General features: G+C 71.1%; 17 protein-coding genes. 10 read left to right on the forward strand and 7 right to left on the reverse strand.

The window, feature by feature from the left end; all coding sequences use genetic code 11:
* Positions 1-92: 92 nt before the first annotated feature.
* Positions 93-1,235, forward strand: coding sequence for a hypothetical protein (locus ABD830_RS46750; protein WP_345001844.1), 1,143 nt, complete (start codon positions 93-95; stop codon positions 1,233-1,235).
* A 9-nt stretch (positions 1,236-1,244) separates the two neighbouring features.
* Here the strand turns inward: ABD830_RS46750 and ABD830_RS46755 are convergent, their stop codons facing one another.
* A complete protein-coding gene (locus tag ABD830_RS46755) occupies positions 1,245-1,805 on the reverse strand; it encodes a hypothetical protein (protein WP_345001846.1) in 561 nt (186 codons plus the stop codon).
* A gap of 130 nt (positions 1,806-1,935) precedes the next feature.
* Between ABD830_RS46755 and ABD830_RS46760 the strand changes: the two genes are divergently transcribed.
* Positions 1,936-2,589, forward strand: a complete 654-nt coding sequence (locus tag ABD830_RS46760) for an alpha/beta fold hydrolase (RefSeq protein WP_345001848.1) — start codon at positions 1,936-1,938, stop codon at positions 2,587-2,589.
* Positions 2,590-2,607: 18 nt separating this feature from the next.
* On the opposite strand, the gene ABD830_RS46765 is transcribed toward ABD830_RS46760, so the two are convergent.
* On the reverse strand, positions 2,608-3,495 hold the full coding sequence (locus ABD830_RS46765; protein WP_345001850.1) for a LysR family transcriptional regulator: 888 nt from the start codon (positions 3,493-3,495) through the stop codon (positions 2,608-2,610).
* 83 nt (positions 3,496-3,578) lie between these two features.
* On the opposite strand from ABD830_RS46765, the gene ABD830_RS46770 reads away from it, so the two are divergent.
* Both ABD830_RS46770 and ABD830_RS46775 read left to right on the forward strand, forming a co-directional pair.
* Complete coding sequence (locus tag ABD830_RS46770) at positions 3,579-4,538, forward strand: Gfo/Idh/MocA family protein (protein WP_345001852.1); 960 nt, start codon at positions 3,579-3,581, stop codon at positions 4,536-4,538.
* Between the two features lie 69 nt (positions 4,539-4,607).
* A complete protein-coding gene (locus ABD830_RS46775) occupies positions 4,608-5,180 on the forward strand; it encodes a GNAT family N-acetyltransferase (RefSeq protein WP_345002258.1) in 573 nt (190 codons plus the stop codon).
* A gap of 39 nt (positions 5,181-5,219) precedes the next feature.
* Here the strand turns inward: ABD830_RS46775 and ABD830_RS46780 are convergent, their stop codons facing one another.
* The gene (locus ABD830_RS46780; protein ID WP_345001854.1) at positions 5,220-6,503 is read right to left on the reverse strand and encodes an MFS transporter; all 1,284 of its coding nucleotides are present in this window, start codon (positions 6,501-6,503) and stop codon (positions 5,220-5,222) included.
* Positions 6,504-6,673: 170 nt separating this feature from the next.
* On the opposite strand from ABD830_RS46780, the gene ABD830_RS46785 reads away from it, so the two are divergent.
* Positions 6,674-7,579 carry a LysR family transcriptional regulator gene (locus tag ABD830_RS46785; RefSeq protein ID WP_345001856.1) on the forward strand — a complete coding sequence of 302 codons (906 nt, stop codon included), beginning with the start codon at positions 6,674-6,676 and terminating at the stop codon, positions 7,577-7,579.
* A 7-nt stretch (positions 7,580-7,586) separates the two neighbouring features.
* On the opposite strand, the gene ABD830_RS46790 is transcribed toward ABD830_RS46785, so the two are convergent.
* On the reverse strand, positions 7,587-8,150 hold the full coding sequence (locus ABD830_RS46790; protein WP_345001858.1) for a TetR/AcrR family transcriptional regulator: 564 nt from the start codon (positions 8,148-8,150) through the stop codon (positions 7,587-7,589).
* A 72-nt stretch (positions 8,151-8,222) separates the two neighbouring features.
* Here ABD830_RS46790 and ABD830_RS46795 point away from each other — a divergent pair, with 72 nt between their 5' ends.
* Positions 8,223-9,821: an FAD-dependent monooxygenase gene (locus ABD830_RS46795; protein WP_345001860.1), complete on the forward strand. Its 1,599-nt coding sequence runs from the start codon at positions 8,223-8,225 to the stop codon at positions 9,819-9,821.
* A gap of 140 nt (positions 9,822-9,961) precedes the next feature.
* Here ABD830_RS46795 and ABD830_RS46800 read toward each other — a convergent pair whose 3' ends face one another.
* Positions 9,962-11,014, reverse strand: a complete 1,053-nt coding sequence (locus tag ABD830_RS46800; protein WP_345001862.1) for a helix-turn-helix transcriptional regulator — start codon at positions 11,012-11,014, stop codon at positions 9,962-9,964.
* A 184-nt stretch (positions 11,015-11,198) separates the two neighbouring features.
* Here ABD830_RS46800 and ABD830_RS46805 point away from each other — a divergent pair, with 184 nt between their 5' ends.
* The gene (locus ABD830_RS46805) at positions 11,199-11,747 is read left to right on the forward strand and encodes a hypothetical protein (protein ID WP_345001864.1); all 549 of its coding nucleotides are present in this window, start codon (positions 11,199-11,201) and stop codon (positions 11,745-11,747) included.
* Positions 11,748-11,757: 10 nt separating this feature from the next.
* Here the strand turns inward: ABD830_RS46805 and ABD830_RS46810 are convergent, their stop codons facing one another.
* On the reverse strand, positions 11,758-12,141 hold the full coding sequence (locus tag ABD830_RS46810) for a DoxX family protein (protein WP_345001866.1): 384 nt from the start codon (positions 12,139-12,141) through the stop codon (positions 11,758-11,760).
* A 190-nt stretch (positions 12,142-12,331) separates the two neighbouring features.
* On the opposite strand from ABD830_RS46810, the gene ABD830_RS46815 reads away from it, so the two are divergent.
* Positions 12,332-13,492, forward strand: a complete 1,161-nt coding sequence (locus tag ABD830_RS46815; RefSeq protein WP_345001868.1) for a serine hydrolase domain-containing protein — start codon at positions 12,332-12,334, stop codon at positions 13,490-13,492.
* Positions 13,493-13,595: 103 nt separating this feature from the next.
* Entirely contained in the window at positions 13,596-14,717 is a 1,122-nt protein-coding gene (locus ABD830_RS46820; protein WP_345001870.1) for a methyltransferase, read from the forward strand.
* 194 nt (positions 14,718-14,911) lie between these two features.
* On the opposite strand, the gene ABD830_RS46825 is transcribed toward ABD830_RS46820, so the two are convergent.
* Positions 14,912-15,505 (reverse strand): hypothetical protein, encoded by a 594-nt coding sequence (locus ABD830_RS46825; RefSeq protein ID WP_345001872.1) that lies wholly within the window; start codon positions 15,503-15,505, stop codon positions 14,912-14,914.
* A 996-nt stretch (positions 15,506-16,501) separates the two neighbouring features.
* Between ABD830_RS46825 and ABD830_RS46830 the strand changes: the two genes are divergently transcribed.
* A complete protein-coding gene (locus ABD830_RS46830) occupies positions 16,502-17,365 on the forward strand; it encodes an SDR family oxidoreductase (RefSeq protein ID WP_345001874.1) in 864 nt (287 codons plus the stop codon).
* The last annotated feature ends 212 nt before the right edge of the window (positions 17,366-17,577 follow it).

Consider the following 17,577-nt stretch of genomic DNA (forward strand, 5'->3'; position numbering starts at 1 on the left):
TTGTTCACCCACTAAGATCGACTCATACACCATGCACGTGGACGTGACCATAGGCCGGCTCCAGACCACCCAGAGGACACAGGTGATCGGCGATGCTCAACGTGGTGGCATGGACCAGGCTGGAGCCGTGGCGGGTCGCCCGCGCCCGCACCGACCGCGACGAGACGGTGATCGTCAAATGGACGGGTCCCCACGTCGACGGCAGGCACAGTGAGGCATGGCGGCTGTGCACGGAGGTGGCGGCGCTCAGGTTCCTGTCGGAGGACCTCGGAGCGGACCTGGCTCCGCGCGTGCTGGCGGAGGACCTGGGAGTCGGCCTGGCTCCGCGCGTGCCGGCGGAGGACCGGCCCGGCGGGCGCATCGTGCTGGAGGAGCTGCCCGGCGGGCGCATCGTGCTGGAGGACCTCGCGCCTCGGATCGCGCTGGACGGGCTGCTGCGCCGTGACGGCGCCGACGCCCATCTGGAACGGCTGACCGCTGCCGCCCGCGCTCGCGGCGAGCTCGGGGCGCTCACCGCCGGCCGCGCGGAGCCGTACTACCGGCGCCGGGCCGCGCTCGGGCCGGTTGACGCGGAGGCCGACCGGCTCGGGCGCGTCGCGCGGCTGCGCGCGGAAGGAGTGCCGCAGGCCGAGGTGCTGGGGGCGCCGGTCACCGGCGCGGTCGAGCACGAACTCGCCTCGGCGCTGGAGGTGCTGGCCGATCCCGGGCCGTTCCTGGTGCTCAGCAACGGCGACCCGGAGGCCAACAACGTGCTGGTGCACGCCGATGGTCCGCCTGACGCGCGCCTGATCGACTTCGAGTTCGCGGGCTTCACCCACGCCCTGCACGACGCCGTCTGCCTGTACGTCCCGGGCCCGGCCTGGATGTCGGTGGGCACGCCCGCAGCGGCTGCTCAGCGGGAGCCGGCCGATGCCTACCGGCGCGCGCTGGCCGCCGGTGTGCCGGAGGCCGAGGACGAGCGGCGCTACGGCACGGCCCTGGCGGCGGCGTGCGTGGCGTTCGCGCTGGCCCGCCTGTGGCGCCTGTCCGTGCTGGATGCCCGTCCGGCCGGTGACGACAGCCGGGCCCAGCTCGTCGCGGTCCTGGAGGCCGCCGCCCGCACCGCCGAGGCTTGGCGGGCCCTGCCGCGACTGGCCGGCTGGTGCCGCCGCCTGGCCGACGCCTTACGCCGGCGCTGGCCGGACGCCGACGTGGACCTCGCCGCGCCGGCCCCGTACACGCCGCGCCGTTCTTGAGGGGCACTGTCAGGAGAGGCGGCGGTCGTCCATCTCGACCGACAGCACCTCCCACGAGGAGAGCAGGCGTGCCAGCTCCCCGTCCGTCGCGCCTGGGAGTCCGTCCGGGCGGAAGTGGACGACCGTGCCTGTGGTGCCGTCGTCGGCGATCGGCACCAGATCGGTCACGGGGACGCCGTGCTCGTACCGCTGCGTCCATGCCCCGCCCCGGCGGCGGTTGGTGTGGACGAGCCACTCGCTGAGCGCCGCGACGACGGACATGCCCCGGCGCGGCTGACCGTCGGGAAGCACCTGCGTACCGGGGTGGTCGAAGAACCGCAGGTCCTTCGAGGCCATGATCGGTTTCTTCACGGCGTGGCCATGCTCGTCGAGGCGGGTGTCGGTGCCCCGCCCGGCATCCGCCACCGACACCGAGCCGTCGGCATGGAGGGTGACGGTGCAGTGCCCGCCGCCGTCGCTCTCGGCCTCGTCGGCCGCGTACGCGACGACTTCGAGCACCAGGTGGCGAAGACCGCCAGGAGCGAACACGAGCGGGTTCTGACGGATCTGGGCGAGGTGCTCGAGGTCCACGCCACTTGCCCAGTCATGTGTCGTGTTACGCCACGAAGCCCTTGATGTGCCCACCGGAGGAGCTTATGCCAGGGCCAGCTGGTCGCCGCGGTCGCGATGAGTTTCCGCCCCGCCGTCGGTCAACACAGTCATGACAACCTTCGCTCTGATTCACGGCGGCGGTGGCAGCGCCTTCGACTGGCACCTGGTCGAAGCCGAGCTGCGCGCCCAGGGACACGACACGGTCGCGGTGGACCTTCCGATGTCCGACCCGCAGGCGGGGCTCTGGGACTACGCGGACGCCGTCGTCCAGGCAGTCGACGGCCGCCGGGACCTGGTCGTGGTGGCCCACTCGTGGGGCGGTTTCGTCGGCCCGCTCGTCTGCGCGCGGGCAAAGGCCGACGCGCTGGTGCTGGTCACCGCCATGATCCCGAGCCCGGGGGAGACGCCGGACGACTGGTGGGAGCGCAGCGGCCGGCCCGCGTCGGACGTCGAGGACGAGTACGAGCTCTTCCTGCACGACGTCCCGCGCGAGCTGGGCGAACGGGTGCTGGCCCATGACCGCGCGCTCGCCGAGAAGATGAGCATGGACCGGGCGGTTCGCGAGCCGTGGCCGCTGGCGGCCTGGCCGGACGTGCCGACGAGGTACGCGCTCTGCCGCGACGACCGCTTCTTCACCCCGGACTTCGTCCGCCGCCACGTGAAGGAGCGCCTCGGCATCGTCCCGGACGAGCTGCCCGGCAGCCACATGGCGATGCTGTCGCACCCGCGCGAGCTGGCCGACTACCTGGTCGGCGGGTCATGACGCGCAGGCGGTACAGGGTCAACGATGCGCGGCGGCGGCTTCGCGAAGCAGGCCCAGGAACGCCGACAGCGGCGGATGGCCTTCGGTCGATTCCTTAACGACGACGAAGATGGAGCGGACCGGAGCGGGCCGGGTGACCGGCACGCAGGTGAACGTGGTGGCCGGCATGGTGCTGAGCGCGAGCCGGGGAACCATGGTCACCCCCAGTCCGGTCGCGACGAAGGCGACCGCGGTGGCGTAGTCGTGGGCCTCCACCACGAAGTTGGGGCTGAAGCCGGCCGCGCCGCACGCGTCGAGCATGGTCTGCCGGCAGACGCTGGTGGGCCACTCGTTGTCGATCCACGGTTCGCCGCGTAGCCTGCCCAGCTCGATGACCTCTTCGGCGGCGAGCGCGTGCCCCGGCGGCAGGATCGCCAGGAAGGGGTCGTCGAGCAGGTGCACGGCCCGCAGCCCGACCGGCACCTGAACGGTGTCGTCCAGCACCATGATCTCGGCGTCGGCGGCCTCACCGGTCAGTCCCTTGCCGAGCCGCAGCTCGACTCTGACCTCCGGGAAGCGGCGGTTGAACTCGGCGATGACGGGCGGGATCAGCACGGCTCCGGCGGTGGCGAAGTAGCGGACGGTCAGCCGGCGCGTTCTGCCCGCGCGCAGGTCGGCGAGGGCGGTCTCGGCGCGGGCGATCTGGGTCTGGATCTGCCCGGCGTGGCTCGCCAGGAGCCGGCCCGCCTCGGTGGGCCGGATGCCGCGGCCGTGGCGCTCCATGAGCACCGTGCCCGTCTCCCGCTGCAGGGCGGCGATGTGCTGACTGATCGCGGAGGGCGTGTAGCCGAGGTTGGCGGCGGCGGCCTGGATCGAGCCGGTCTCCACGACGGCCCGCAGCACGGCCAGGCGGTGTACGTCCAGCACGGGGCCGATCATACAGTCCCACTTCACAATGGTTAAGAAATCATCGCTTGTGCTGAAATTTCCCCATAGTCGAGGATTTGTCCATGGAAATGGGGAGCAAGATCCGCCTCGGCGTCATCGGCCTGGGCGTGATGGGCGCTGAAATGCTCGACGTCGCGCAGCGACACCCGCGGTTCGAGGTGGTCGTGGCCGCGGATCCCAGCGAGCAGGCGGTCGAACGGGCGCGGGCGGCCCACCCCGGACCGGCCTATGTCGGTGACCCGGAGGAACTGCTCGCCCGCCACGCGCTCGACGCCGTCTACATCGCCTCGCCGCCGGCCACGCACGCCCACTACGCGGTACGCGCCATGAAGGCAGGGCTGGCGGTCTTCGCCGAGAAGCCGCTCGCCGTGGACCTGGCCGAGGGCGAGGAGATGGTGACCGTGGCCGCGGCGACGGGCACGGTGAACGCGCTGAACTTCGTCATGTCCGACCGGGGCGCCGCATTGGCCGTCGCGGAGGCGCTGCGTACCGGTCAGGCCGGCACCGTGCGCGGGGTCGAGCTGCGGTTCACCTTCCCCGAGTGGCCCCGCTCGTTCCAGGAGAGCGCCGGGTGGGTGGCCGGGCGGGCGCAGGGCGGGTTCCTGCGCGAGGTGGCCTCGCACTACCTGTTCCTGACCGACCGGCTGCTCGGGCCGCTCTCACCCGTCCACACCCACGTCACCTACGGCGCAGCCGCGGAGGACACCGCCCACGGCCTGTTCCTGGCGGGCGACGTGCCCGTCACCCTCTCCGGCCACGTCGCCGCGGGTCCGGAGACGTACGAGTGGACCCTGTACGGATCCGACCGGTCGTACCGGATCACCGACTGGTCGCGCCTCTGGCACGGCGACCACCGGGACTGGACCCCGGTGGACCTCGCTGAGCCGCGCGGCAGCGAGCACACCCGGCTCAGCGAGTTCGCCCGCGCGATGCGCGGCGAGGAGACCACCCTGGCCGACTTCGCCGACGGCCTGCGAGTCCAGCACCTCGTCGAGCACTTCCACCGCCACAGAACACCCTGAAGCGGGATCGCAGTCCACCCGTGAGAGGATCTCCTGGCGATATGGCCTGGTTCGAGCGTTGGGGGCATGATGTACGCAATTTCCCTGGGCGAGGACGGCGCGGAGTTGCGTCCGCTGGAGCCGTGGCGGGCCGAGGAGTTTCTGGCCCACATGGAGCGGGGCCGGGAGTTCATCGGGCAGTACATCAAGGTGCCGGACGCCGTCACGGACGTGGAGTCGAGCCGGTCGTACCTCCAGTCGTACGCGGACAAGGCCGCTGCGGACACCGGCCGGGTCTACGGCATCTGGGCAGCGGACGGCACGCTGGTGGGCGGGGTGCTGTTCCGGACGATGGATGTCACGCTCGGCAACGCGGAAGTGGGCTGCTGGCTGGAGCCGGCGGCGGTGGGCAAGGGGCTGGTGACCAGGGCCGCACGTGTGATCATCGACTGGGCCGTCGAGGAGCGGGGCATCCACCGCGTGGAGTGGCAGGTCGCGGCGGGGAACGCGGCCAGCGTCGCGGTGGCCCAGCGGCTCGGGCTGACGAAAGAGGGCGTGCTGCGGGAGAGCTACCCCTACCGGGGCAAGCGGCACGACATCGAGATCTGGTCGGTGCTCGCGCCGGAGTGGCGGTCGGCACGCACCCGCGCCCAGGGGTCCTGACGATCATCAGGCGCGCCCAGCGGTCCTGACAGGTCTGTCTCAGGCCCGCCTGCGCCACCATGTGACGAGCACCGCGCCGGCCAGGACCACGGCCGCTACGACGCGGTAGCCGGCGCTCATCCCGTACGTGGCCATCACCGTGCCCATGACGGCGACCCCGACCGCGCTGCCGAGCTCACGGGTGGCGCTGTTGAGCCCGGAGCCGAGCCCGGCCCGCTCGCGCGGCAGCGCGGCCATGATCTCGTGCGACAGCACCGGCAGGCAGACCCCCATCGCCGCGCCCATGACCACCAGTCCGGCGGCGTACACCGGGTACGGCATGGCCGCGTCCGCGAACGACAGCAGCGCCAGCCCCGCCACGATCCCCGCCAGCCCGGCCGGGACGGCGGTGCGGGCGGGCAGGCGGCCCGAGAGGCGGGACAGGATGATCATGGGAATGGTGAGCGGCACGATCGCCAGGCCGGTGACCAGCGGCGAGAAGCCCTTGACCTCCTGCAGGTAGCGGGCGTTGACGAAGAACAGCGCGAACAACCCGAAGAACGTCACCGCCACGCCCAACGTCCCCGCCCGCAGGCGCGTCAGCGCGAACAGCCGGGGGTCGAGCAGCGGCCGCCGCGCGCGGAGCTGGTGCCCGACGAAGACGCAGAACAGCACCACCGCCGCGCCGAACGCCGACAGCACGAGCCCGCTTCCCCACCCGGCCTCGGGCCCTTCGATGACCCCGGCGAGCAGCGCCACGGACGCGGCCGTGAGCAGCGCCGTCCCCGGCAGGTCGAGCGGGGCCGCCTCCAGGCGGGGCGCACGCGGCACCACCACGGCGACCAGCACGGCCAGCACGCCGGCCAGCAGCACCGGCACGCCGAACAGGGCCCGCCACGGCAGGTACTCCATGACCACGCCGCCGCCCACGTTGCCGATGACCCCGGCGGCGCCGGTGGCGGCGGTCCATGCGGCGACGGCGTGCCCGCGCTCGGCGGCCGGGTAGGCGCCCACCGTCAGCGCCAGGGAGGCGGGCATGACCATGGCCGCTCCCGCGCCGCTCACCGCCCTGGCGGCGATCAGCGTGCCGACGTCCGGTGCGAGCGCGGCCACCAGGCAGCCGGCGGCGAACACCCCCATGCCGGCCAGCAGCACCCCCTTGCGGCCGAACCGGTCGCCGGCCGCTCCGGCGGGGATGAGCAGGCAGGCGAAGACGATGACGTACGCGTCGACGATCCAGAGGATCTGCGACGGCGACGGGCGCAGGTCGCTTGCGGCGATCGTGGGGATGGCGAGGTTGACGGCGGCGACCAAGGCGACCGCGAGGACCACGGAGGAGGCCATCACGGCCATGATCCGCGTTTCGGGCCGGATGTCCGGTTTCCAGCATTGGTGCGGGCATGCGAAACCTCCGGTTGGTGGAGATGGGTGATCTGTCGAGCGGAGGCCTCCCGCGTGATTCACCGTAGACTCGGCCGCGGCCTTACCTCAAATGCATCTTTGGCAGGTGATATATGCGCCAGACGCAACCGAGCCTCGACCTGCTGATCGCTCTGGACGTGCTGCTGGAGGAGTGCAGCGTCTCGGCCGCCGCGCAGCGGCTGCACCTGTCGGAGCCGGCCATGAGCCGCACGCTCGGCCGCATCCGCAAGGCGATGGGGGATCCCGTGCTGGTCCGCTCGGGGCGGCAGATGGTGCCCACGCCGCGGGCGCTGGCCGTGCAGGCGGAGGTGCGGGGGCTGGTGGAGGCGGCGAGGAAGGTGTTCACGCCGCCGGGCCGGCTGGATCCGGCCACGCTGGTACGGCGGTTCGTCATCCTGGCCTCGGACGCGGTGATCACCGCCATGAGCGTGGCGCTGCTGACGGAGGCGGCCAGGTCGGCTCCGGGGGTCCGCTTCCACTTCATCCCCGAGGGGTACGGCGACGCGCAGGCGCTGCGTGACGGGAGCGCGGACCTGGAGGTGACCGTGATCTCGGACCCGGCGCCGGAGACCCGCGTCGAGCCCATCATGGTGGACCGGGCGGTGGGCGTCGTACGTCCCGGGCACCCGCTGCTCGACGGCCCGGTCACGGCGGAGCGGCTGGCGGCGGCCGAGCACGTGATCGCCTCCCGGCGGGGCCGCGCGGAGGGCCCCGTGGACGAGATCCTGGCCGGCATGGGGCTGAGGCGCCGCATCGCGGGTTCGGTGCCGACGTTCGAGGCCGCGCTGGCGGTGGTGCGGCAGTCCGATCTGGTGGGAATGACGCCGGAGCGGCTGACCGGGCCGCTGGTGGAGGCGCTGGGGCTGGTGAGGTTCCCGATCCCGGTCCCGTTGCCGGAGATGACGCTGTCGCAGGCGTGGCATCCCCGATACGACGTGGACCCCGCGCACGTGTGGCTGCGGGAGCTGGTGCGCGAGGTCCTCGGCGGCCACGGCTGAGCAACCTTCAGTCGAGGAATCCGCGGAGTACGGCACGGGCGATGGCGGGGGTCTCCATGGCCGGCACGTCAAGGGTGAGGCGGTCGAAGGCGATGCCGGTCAGCAGGGAGGCGATCGCGTCCACCTGCTCCTGGGTCACGTGCGGGTAGGCGGCCCGGATCTGGGTGGCGCGGCTGCGCAGGGTGACGGCGCGGAGCTCGCGCATGAGGGCGGCCAGTTCTGGGCTGCGCGCGGCTTCCAGGGACAGCTCGAACCGGGCGAGGTAGCGGTTGCGCGCCGGGCCGGTGCCGGCGTCCACGGCGGCGGCCAGGAGGTCGGCGACGTCCTGCGGGGTGGCCGCGCTGGGGCCGGCCGGTTGTTCCTGCTCGGCGGCCAGCTGCTGGTCCAGGATGCGCCGGGCGATGGCCTCGTACAGGGCGGCCCGGGTGCGGAAGTAGTTGGACGTGGTCCCGGCCGGCACGCCGGCGGCCTGGTCGACGGCCCGGTGCGTCACCTGGGCCAGGCCCAGCTCGTCGATCAGGCGGAGCGCGGTGTCGGCGAGCAGCTCTCGTCGGTCGGTTCTCTTCGGCATGCCCTTGACTCTACTACGCCGTAGTACTACAAATAAGTACTACAACGTAGTGATTCGGAAAGGGGCGGTCTGATGACGCGGAACATCGAGGTCCTCGTGGTGGGTGCCGGACCGACCGGCCTGACCCTGGCGCTGGAGCTGGCCCGCCGCGGCGTGCCCTACCTGGTGACCGAGAAGAGCGCCGGCCCGGCGATCGGCTCGCGCGGCAAGGGCCTGCAGCCGCGCAGCCTGGAGGTGCTCGACGACCTGGGCGTGATCGACGAGATCCTGGCCAACGGGGAGACCGGCCTGCCGCTGCGCCTGCACCAGGGCCACACCCTCAGCGTGGAGCTGGCCACCGCCGCCGGCACCGGCGCCCGGCCGGGGGTCCCGTACCCGGACCTGGTGCTGCTTCCGGAGTGGCGGGTGGAGAAGGTGCTGCGGGACCGCCTGGCCGAGCTCGGCGGCGAGGTCCTGTACGGGGCCGGGCTGGCCTCCTTCCAGCAGGACGCCGACGGTGTCACCGCCGTGCTGGAGAACGGCGAGACCGTCCACGCCCGGTACCTGGTCGGCTGCGACGGAGGACACAGCACCGTACGGCGGCAGCTGGGCGCCACCATGGACGGACGCACCCACGACGACCAGTACTTCCTGGTCGGAGACGTGACGATCGACGGGCTGCGCGACGACGCCGCCTACGCCTGGTTCGGCGACGACGGCGGCTACCTGGCCGTGTCGCCGTTGCCGAACGCCGACGGCGCCTGGCAGTACCAGGCCAACGTGGTCCCCGGACCCGACGGCTCGGTGCCCGACCCGACCCTCGACATCTTCCGCGAGCTGTTCGCCGCCCGCTCCGGCCGTACCGACGTGACGCTGACCGAGGCGACCTGGCTGTCGCGCTACCGCTTCAACGCCCGCATGGTCGAGCACTACCGCCACGGCCGCGTCTTCCTCGCCGGCGACGCCGCCCACGTCCACTCCCCGGCGGGCGGCCAGGGCATGAACACCGGCATCCAGGACGCGTACAACCTCGGCTGGAAGCTCGCGGCCGTCCTCGACGGCGCTCCCGGCGCACTGCTGGACAGCTACGACGCGGAGCGCATCCCCGTCGCGGCCGAGGTGCTGGCCGGCAGCTCCCGGGGTTTCGAGTCGGTGTTCGCGCTGCGCGGCGCTCGCCGCTTCCTCCGCGACCACCTCATCTTCCCGCTGGTCAAGCGGCCCGCCATCATGAGCCGCCTGCTTGCGAAGACCAACCAGCTCGCCATCGCCTACCCCGACTCCCCCCTCACCGTGACCGAGGACTCGAGGCACGGCAGCCCGCGCGCCGGCGACCGCGCCCCCGACGCCCGTGGCATCACGGCGGACGGCGCCCCGGTCCGGCTGTTCGACATCACGCGCGGCACGCACTGGACGGTGCTGGGCTTCGGAGCCGAGACCGCCGGGCTGCTGCGGGAGCTCCAGGCCACCCACGGCGCGTACGTCCGCGCCTGCCTGGTCGTGGACTCCGGCCCGGCGGACTTCCCCACGATGCTGGCCGGTCCGGAGGCCGGGCGCCTGTTCCGCGCGCACCCGGGGACGCTGGTCCTGATCCGCCCCGACGGCTACCTCGCCCTGCGCGCCACCAGCGCCCGCACCGTCGACGACTACCTCGCCCGGACCCTGTCGCCGGCCGCCGCACCCGCCACGGCCTGAAGGCAGGTCAGCGCGGCGCGACGGCGCGGCCGAGAAAGGCCAGCAGCCGGTGATGGGCGAGGGAGCACGCAAACGCAAGCCGATACTGCGTTAAGGGTGGAGCTGGTCCTGGCGCCGGCACAGGCCAGGGGCGACGCCGATCAGCCGGCGATCGCCGCGATGAGTTCGTCCCGGCTCTGCGCCCCGGTCTTCCGGTACACCGATTTCAGGTGGTCGTTGACGGTGTAGGTGGACAGGTCCAGGGCGCGGGCGATCTGTTTCGCCGCCGCCCCGGCATACAGGTGCTCGATGACGCGGCGTTCGCCGGCGGTGATGCCGTACCAATCGCAGAATGACGGCAGCAGCAGTTTGCCGCCGGCCGCCTGGATGAGAATGGCCACGTCGCTGTCGCCGTTCTCATCCAGGGGCTGGCCGTGGATCAGCACCCAGCGCCCGAAATTGGCCGCCGGCGCACAGATCAACGGCGTCCAGGCGTGCGGATCACGCGTATGTGTCCGTACGTGCAAGGAGAGCCCCACCCAGAATGCGTCGGCGATCCAGTCCGGCACCCCGCTCCCGGCGGCCGGCCACATCTGCCGCGTCCACGCCCGCGCCTGGGGCGAGATCGACCGGACCGTGTGATCAGCGCCGATCGTGATGACCCCCGTCGGCAGCGCCGGAACGGTCGGCGCCAGCGGGCCGGCCGTCACATATCCGCGCAACGCCGCCAGCAGCGCGGGGGCGAGCTGCTGGACCTGGCGGACGTCCGTCTCGCCGAAGGGCCTGCACCCCTCGGCGCGGAGCAGGCCGAGCAGGCCCCACACCCCCTGGCGGTCGCGTATCAGCAGGCGCAGTTCGCTGCCCGCCCCGTGGGAGGCCAGCACCCGTCGGATCTGCGTGTTGCGCCGGCCGTCGCCGGCGCCCGCTCCCACCACGCACACCGGCACGCTCTGCTGGGCGAGGACCGGCAGCGGGCACGGGTCGCCGTGCAGATAGCGGTTGAGGACGAGGTCGCTGATCAGCGCGGGCCGGTATTCGTGCCAGAAGCTGAACGCTCCCAGGCCGATGCCGAGCGCCGGATTGAGGCCGACCAGCCGGAGCGCGTCGTGCGCCACCCGGCGTCCGACGATCTGCGAAATCGCCGCACCCACCTCGGCCGGGCTGCCGGGTGAGCCGAGCGCCGAGCACAGCTCGCGGGCAATTCGCGCTTCCATCAGATATGAATTCTAGTTGCCGCCCAAAAGAATAACCAGCCATTAGAATTCGGTAATTGTTGGTGCTTTTTCTATCGTCTGCACCATGTGTGTGGGATTTTGTTGATGTGATTCATATATTCCTCATGGGAGATCCCTCTCGGCGCTCAATGCGGTCAGTCCCGCCATATGGTGAAATATGCATATGGAACGCATGAGGCAGCTGGTGGGGGAGATGCTCATCTACTGTTTTGTGGTTGCCCTGGCCTCGGGGGCCTTCCTCGCGTACTTCTACGTGCCGAGCGGCCGGATGGTGCCGTACGGCGGCAGCTATGAGCCGCTACGGAACATCCCCATGAGCGCCGCGTACGACTCCGTGCTGAAGATCAGCCTTGACGTGCGCGGCGGCGTGTTCATGCGGCAACTGCACCACCAGTCCTCCGTCCTGCTCGTGGTGGGGACCGTCGTGTGGGCGCTGCTCGGTCGTTTCCGGTACGCGTTCGCGCTGGCAGGGCTGGGCCTGAGCCTGCTCGGCGCGCTTGCCGGCTACGGATCCGCCGACGACCTGCTGGCCGACACCGTCCTGGGCAGGATCCCCGTTCTCCTCTGGTACGGTCTGCACCTTCTCGCGGCACTGGCCCTGGGCGTCGCGCTGGTGGCCTCTTCCCGCAGGGAGGCCGTCAGCCAGCCCAGAACGCCGGCCTTCATGGCCCTGAGCCTCTGCCTTGCCGTACTGGTGATCTTCTGGCTCTGAACGCGCCGACTCAGCCGATGAAGGACTGAGGGCCGAAGCGGCCCCACGCCACGAAGAGGGCCAGGGCGAGATAGGCGAGGTTCACCACGATCACCCGGTTCTCGTGACGGCGCAGGTGCGTGATCATCGCGCCGACCATCAGCAACGCCACACCGACGGCGGCCAGCGGCACCAGGACCGGTGCGATGCCGAGCACCGCGGGCAGGACCAGGCCCACCGCGGCCAGAACCTCGACGGCGCCGATGGCCTTGATGGCGCCGGCGCCGAAGTCCTCGGTCCATCCCCCGCCGGGGGCGGCGGCCAGCTTCTCCTTGGACAGGGTCAGCTTGAGGACGCCGCCGGACAGCAGGGCCACGGCCATCAGCGCCGCAATGATCCACAGAGCGATGTTCATGAGGGGTTCTCCTCGCAGGTGATGTGTTCGCCTCAGGAGTACGACGACACAGCCCCTCGGAAGGTCAGGGAGGTACGGCTGGCTGTACCTGAACGCTCCAGTGGGCGGGATCGATCAAGGGCGTCCTCCGTCGACATGCTGGGTGATGTCCGAAGCGGACGACCCCCACCAAGAAATCAGGAGCGTTTCCATGTCGCGTATCTCTTCCGAGCCGCAGTCCTCCCGGCGCGCGCCGGTTCTGGCGGCGGCGCTGACCGGGCTGGCAGGGCTGGTCGTGGCGGGGACGCCGGCCGCCGCAGCCACCGGCCTCGACCGCGGCGACCGGGTCGTGCAGCAGAAGCTGGACGGGCTGGTCGCGAAGGACAAGTTCCCGGCGGCGCTGGCCGCGGTGCAGGACGGCAAGGGGCGGACCCGCCACTACACCGCAGGAGTCGCGGATCTGACGACCAGGGCGAAGGTCCCGGTCGACGGTTGGGTACGGATCGGCAGCAACACCAAGATGTTCACCGCGGTGGCGGTGCTGCAGCTCGTCGGCGAGGGCAAGGTCGGCCTGGACGAGCCGATCGAGACGTACCTGCCGAAGGTGGTCCGCGGCAAGGGCATCGACGGCAGGAAGATCACGGTACGGCAGTTGCTGCAGCACACCAGCGGCCTGCCGAACTACACCCGCTGGATGCCCAGCGCGTTCAAGACGCGTGATGTCTACCGCTCGCCCCAGGACCTGCTGAAGATGGCGTTCGCGCACAAGGCGTCGTTCGCGCCGGGCAAGAGCTGGGAGTACAGCAACACCGGATACGTCCTGCTCGGTCTGCTGATCGAGAAGGTCACCGGGCGGCCGGTGAGCGATGAGCTCAACGACCGGATCATCAAGCCGATCGGGCTGCGCCACACGTACTGGCCGGCCAAGCGGGACCAGACGATCCGCGGGCCTCACCCGAAGGGGTACGGGTCGGAGAAGCCGGGCGGCAAGCCGGTGGACATCACGAACCTGGACCCGTCCTGGGGGTGGGCGGCCGGCCAGCTGATCGCCACCCCGAGCGACGTCAACCGGTTCATGAGCGCGCTGATGGACGGCAAGCTGCTCAAGCCGGAGCAGCTCGCGGCCATGAAGGACACGGTGAAGGCGCCCGGTTTCCCGGCCGGCTGGGAGTACGGGCTCGGCCTGATCAAGATGCGACTGACCTGCGGCGACGTCGCCTGGGGGCACGGCGGCGACATCGACGGCTACGAGACCCGCAACGGGGTGACCGAGGACGGCCGGGCCGCCACCGTCGCCGTCACGGCGCTGCCCGGCTCCGAGAAGGCCATGCAGCATGTGATCGACGCGATGGACACCGCCCTGTGCCGGTGACCGTCTCCGGGCAGCCGGGCTCCCATTCGTCCAAGACCGAGCGGATCGGTCGCGTGGTAGCTTCCGGGCAGAGCGAGCCCTGATCCCACGAGAGGAGCGGGTCGTGGCTGTGACCAGCACCGGAGACGAGCAAGCCCGGCCGTCGGCATGGGAAGCGGCATGGGAGGTACTGGCACCCGTGACGGACCTGGTCACGCCGATGGCGGTACGGGTCGCGGCCACGCTGGGCCTGACCGATCTGATGGCCGGCGACGTGGTGCCCGTCGAGGAGCTGGCACGCCGGTCCGGCACCGACGCGGACGCGCTGGGCAGGCTGCTGCGTCACCTGGTCTGCCACGGTGTCTTCACCGAACGCGAGCCGGGCAGGTTCGCGGTCAACAAGCCCGCCGCGCTGCTGGCATCCGACCACCCTTCCGGGATGCGGGAGCAGCTCGACCTGGGAGCCTTCGGCGGGCAGATGGACCTGGCGTTCACCGGTCTGCTGCACACGGTCCGCACGGGGCGACCGGCGTGGGAGACGGTCTTCGGCGCCCCGTTCTGGCACCATCTCGCCGCGAACCCACAGCTGAGCCTGTCGTTCGACGCGACGATGGCCGCCGGCGCGGACTACGTTGCCGACGCGGCCGGCGGATACGACTGGTCCGGCGTGCGGCACGTGGTCGACGTCGGCGGCGGCACCGGCGCGCTGCTCGCCGAGGTGCTGCGCGCGTACCCGGACATCCGGGCCACGCTCGTGGATCTGCCGGAGACGGTGGATCGAGGCCGGCGGCACCTGGCCGAGCGCGGGTTGGAGACGCGGTGCGAGTTCGCCGGCCAGAGCTTCTTCGACCCGCTGCCCGCCGGGGGCGACGTGTACGTCCTCAGGCGCGTGGTGCACGACTGGAGCGACGACGACGCCCTGCTGATCCTGCGTCGGTGCGCCGACGCGGCCGGGCAGCGCGGACGGGTCGTCGTGATCGACTCGTCCGGCGGTTCCGGCGCCGACCCGGCCATGTTCGCCGAGATGAACCTGCGCATGCTCGTGCTCCTCGGCGGCCGCGAGCGCACCGCCGAGGACTACGTCGCCCTCGCTGCCGGGGCCGGGCTGGACCTCGCCGACGTCCACCGCACCCCGCTCGGCCACGTCGTCCTCGACCTACGGGCCGCGGGTCAGGCGCCGCAGGAGCAGGGCGGAGGCGGATCGGCCCAGCGCAGGGCGATGTACGGCTCGACCTGGCCGCAGTAGCGGACCCGCTCACGGGTGATGCGGTAGCGGGCGCACACCTCGGGTTCGTCGGGGCGGCGGAAGACGGTCCAGCGCGAGGCCCCGAGCGTCGCGGCGGCAGCCCGGGGAACTCGACCCGGGCCGGCGGCGCCCCGAACACCAGGCACAGCGCGGTCGCGATGGTCGCGTCGGCATTCGCGGGGGCTGGGGCCGGGTCAGCAGACGCCGGGCAACTTGCACACCTTGGCGGCCATCTTCTTGGCGTCCTTGGTCAGCCGACCGGGCTCGTAGGATCCCTCGGAGGTGGTGTAGATCATCAGTGCGCTGCCTCGGCGCGCGACCACACCGGTGACGGTCTCGATCATCCTGCCGTGCTGCCAGGTCTGGTAACCCATGCCCGCGGCCTCCTCACCCACTCTGACCTTGGTCGTCCGCCACCGGATCGTGAGTTCGGGCTCCGCCGGGTCGCCCTTGCGCGCACACCGCTTGACCTCGGCGCGCAGCTGGGTGAGCGCGGCCTGGGCGGCACGGGGGCTCTTGTAGATGACGAGCTGTTCGGAGGAGCCGCTGGGGGCGCTGGTCCAGCGCGTGATCGTACGGGCTGCCACCCTGCCGCGGTCGACGGCGCGCCGGCGCCAACACGGGTTCAGCTCCAATGGCGTGGTGAGGTTGTCGCTGATCTTGTAGCCCTGTTCTTCTGCCTCCATGGGGCCGGGGTGTCTGCGCGCGTCGCGTTCGGTGAGCAGGAAGTTCTTCGGGATCTCGGTCACGGTCGCCGGGGAGAAAGCCAGCAGTAAGGAGAGTGCCACGCTGATCATGCACCATTGGACGCCCGCGGGAACGGCTTGGTTCGCGCATCCGCGCCGCGTCGCAGGCGTACCACGACATCGGCTCTGCGGTCCCGGGCGGGCCTTCGACGCCGGCCCGCTGCAGGTGGTCGTCGACGTGAGCGCCCTGGGGACGAGCGCGTCGTCAACCAGTCGTCGCCGGTGCTGTCGGCGTTCTCCGAACGAACGTCTACGACAACGGATCAGAGCCGCCGTGGCAGCTCATGCCGGGTGCCCGGTTTAGCTCGGCTCGTGAGCGGTAGCGGTGACAGGTACCCCAGCAGACGTGGGCGGCCGCCGGCCCAACCCCGATGTGGTGGCCGCCGCCCCTCACCGTGGAGGTGAAAGATCGTGGCGTTGTCACCCCGAGGTCATCGTGCGGATCTGTGGAGCGATGATCGGCGACGTGAGCCCGAAGCAGGCCTGCCGGCCGGTACGCGCAGGCAATGACGGGGGAGGTCGAGACCCATTTTCGTTCTGGCGTTCGCCGTCCCCGTCGTGGGATTGATCTGCTTGATGCTCATGCAATTTCTGGAAGAGGCGTTGCTGCCTCAGCCTTCTACGCCCGATTCCCCGGAACCTGAACGTCCGCCCGAGGAGCCCGCCACCTCACCCGCGCCGGTAACCGCCCCTGCCATGCGGCGTTCCCTCATGGGCAGAAGCCACGGCCGGCACCAGCAGCTCTCCTACCGGTCACACCGGCGTCCAAGCCGGCGGCCGGCCTTGCGGGATGTGGGGTTCGCCGCCTCGGTGGCGATGGCGGTGCCCGAACGACGAACCGGATCCGTCATCGAGGACGGGCACGAGACTCTCCCTCCTTAGCCGAGCCTTTCGCTCTGTTTGAGGACCGGACCTTCCTGCATCAGGCTCACCAAGCCAGGCTGCCCATAGCGGGGCGGACTTCGACCGGGCATGGCTTGCCTCGCAGATCGCCGGCGACAGGCGTTAAACATGACCAAGTCAGGGCATGCGCCAGCCATGCCAGAACAACCGGACAGTACGCCACCCGCCCAGAAGCAGCCGTACCCGGGGCACACCGAACGCATGGAGCCCGAGCCGCGTGACGAGATGCGTCACTACACCGGCACCGGCCTGCTGGACGGCAAGCGCGCCCTGATCACCGGAGGCGACTCGGGGATCGGCCGGGCGGTGGCCGTGGCCTTCGCCAAGGAGGGCGCCGACGTCGCCATCGCGTACCTCAGTGAGCACGAGGACGCCGGACACACGCTGAAATTGGTCGAGGCCGAGGGCCGGCGATGTGTGCTGATCCCGGGCGACCTCGCTGACAGCGACCACTGCGCCTCCGTCGTCGAACGTGCGGTCGCCGAACTGGGCGGCCTGGACATCGTGGTGAACAACGTCGCCTACCAGCAGCCCGTCCAAACGCTGGAAGAGCTGACCGAGGAGCAGTGGCAGCACACCTTCGACGTCAACATCCACAGCTTCTTCCGCGTCACCAAGGCGGCGCTGCCGCACCTGCGCGAGGGCGCGGCGATCATCAACACCTCCTCGATCAACGGGCTACGCGGCAACAAATCGCTCATCGACTATGCCGCCACCAAGGGAGCGATCAACGCCTTCACCTATTCGATGGCGCAGAGCCTCGTGGAGCGCGGCATCCGCGTCAACGCGGTGGCTCCGGGACCCGTCTGGACCCCCCTGATTCCGGCGACCATGCCGGAGGAGAAGGTGGAGCAGTTCGGCAAGCAGGTTCCGATGAAGCGGGCCGCCGACCCCGACGAGATCGCCCCGTCGTACGTGTTCTTCGCGGCCGAACGCCTCTCGTCCTACTACACGGGCGAGGTCCTGGCCCCGATCGGCGGAGAGACCCTGCCCGGTTGAGGCGCGTAGTGTCCGCCCGACAGCGGTACTGATGGTTCATGGGGGATGAGACTGCGGTCCCACGAGGCGACACTGCTGTGCCGTTCGGGGGCCCTCGATGAGCCAGGTGTGGTGGATCGTGGGGCGGGGATTGCTCGGAGGCCCGCTTGGGCGTCAACCTCTCGCCGACCAGGGCGAAGGCCATCACGAGACACGGGCTGGGCGCGACCGGC

It is taken from the genome of Nonomuraea helvata, assembly GCF_039535785.1.
GTDB classification, from domain to species: Bacteria; Actinomycetota; Actinomycetes; order Streptosporangiales; family Streptosporangiaceae; genus Nonomuraea; species Nonomuraea helvata.

Bases quoted from the DNA above. Each gene is read 5' to 3' on its own strand.
- ABD830_RS46750 (WP_345001844.1), top strand. From the start codon at position 93: ATGCTCAACGTGGTGGCATGGACCAGGCTGGAGCCGTGGCGGGTCGCC.
- ABD830_RS46760 (WP_345001848.1), top strand. From the start codon at position 1,936: ATGACAACCTTCGCTCTGATTCACGGCGGCGGTGGCAGCGCCTTCGAC.
- ABD830_RS46770 (WP_345001852.1), top strand. From the start codon at position 3,579: ATGGAAATGGGGAGCAAGATCCGCCTCGGCGTCATCGGCCTGGGCGTG.
- ABD830_RS46775 (WP_345002258.1), top strand. From the start codon at position 4,608: ATGTACGCAATTTCCCTGGGCGAGGACGGCGCGGAGTTGCGTCCGCTG.
- ABD830_RS46780 (WP_345001854.1), bottom strand. From the start codon at position 6,503: ATGGCCTCCTCCGTGGTCCTCGCGGTCGCCTTGGTCGCCGCCGTCAAC.
- ABD830_RS46785 (WP_345001856.1), top strand. From the start codon at position 6,674: ATGCGCCAGACGCAACCGAGCCTCGACCTGCTGATCGCTCTGGACGTG.
- ABD830_RS46790 (WP_345001858.1), bottom strand. From the start codon at position 8,150: ATGCCGAAGAGAACCGACCGACGAGAGCTGCTCGCCGACACCGCGCTC.
- ABD830_RS46795 (WP_345001860.1), top strand. From the start codon at position 8,223: ATGACGCGGAACATCGAGGTCCTCGTGGTGGGTGCCGGACCGACCGGC.
- ABD830_RS46800 (WP_345001862.1), bottom strand. From the start codon at position 11,014: ATGGAAGCGCGAATTGCCCGCGAGCTGTGCTCGGCGCTCGGCTCACCC.
- ABD830_RS46805 (WP_345001864.1), top strand. From the start codon at position 11,199: ATGGAACGCATGAGGCAGCTGGTGGGGGAGATGCTCATCTACTGTTTT.
- ABD830_RS46810 (WP_345001866.1), bottom strand. From the start codon at position 12,141: ATGAACATCGCTCTGTGGATCATTGCGGCGCTGATGGCCGTGGCCCTG.
- ABD830_RS46815 (WP_345001868.1), top strand. From the start codon at position 12,332: ATGTCGCGTATCTCTTCCGAGCCGCAGTCCTCCCGGCGCGCGCCGGTT.
- ABD830_RS46830 (WP_345001874.1), top strand. From the start codon at position 16,502: ATGCCAGAACAACCGGACAGTACGCCACCCGCCCAGAAGCAGCCGTAC.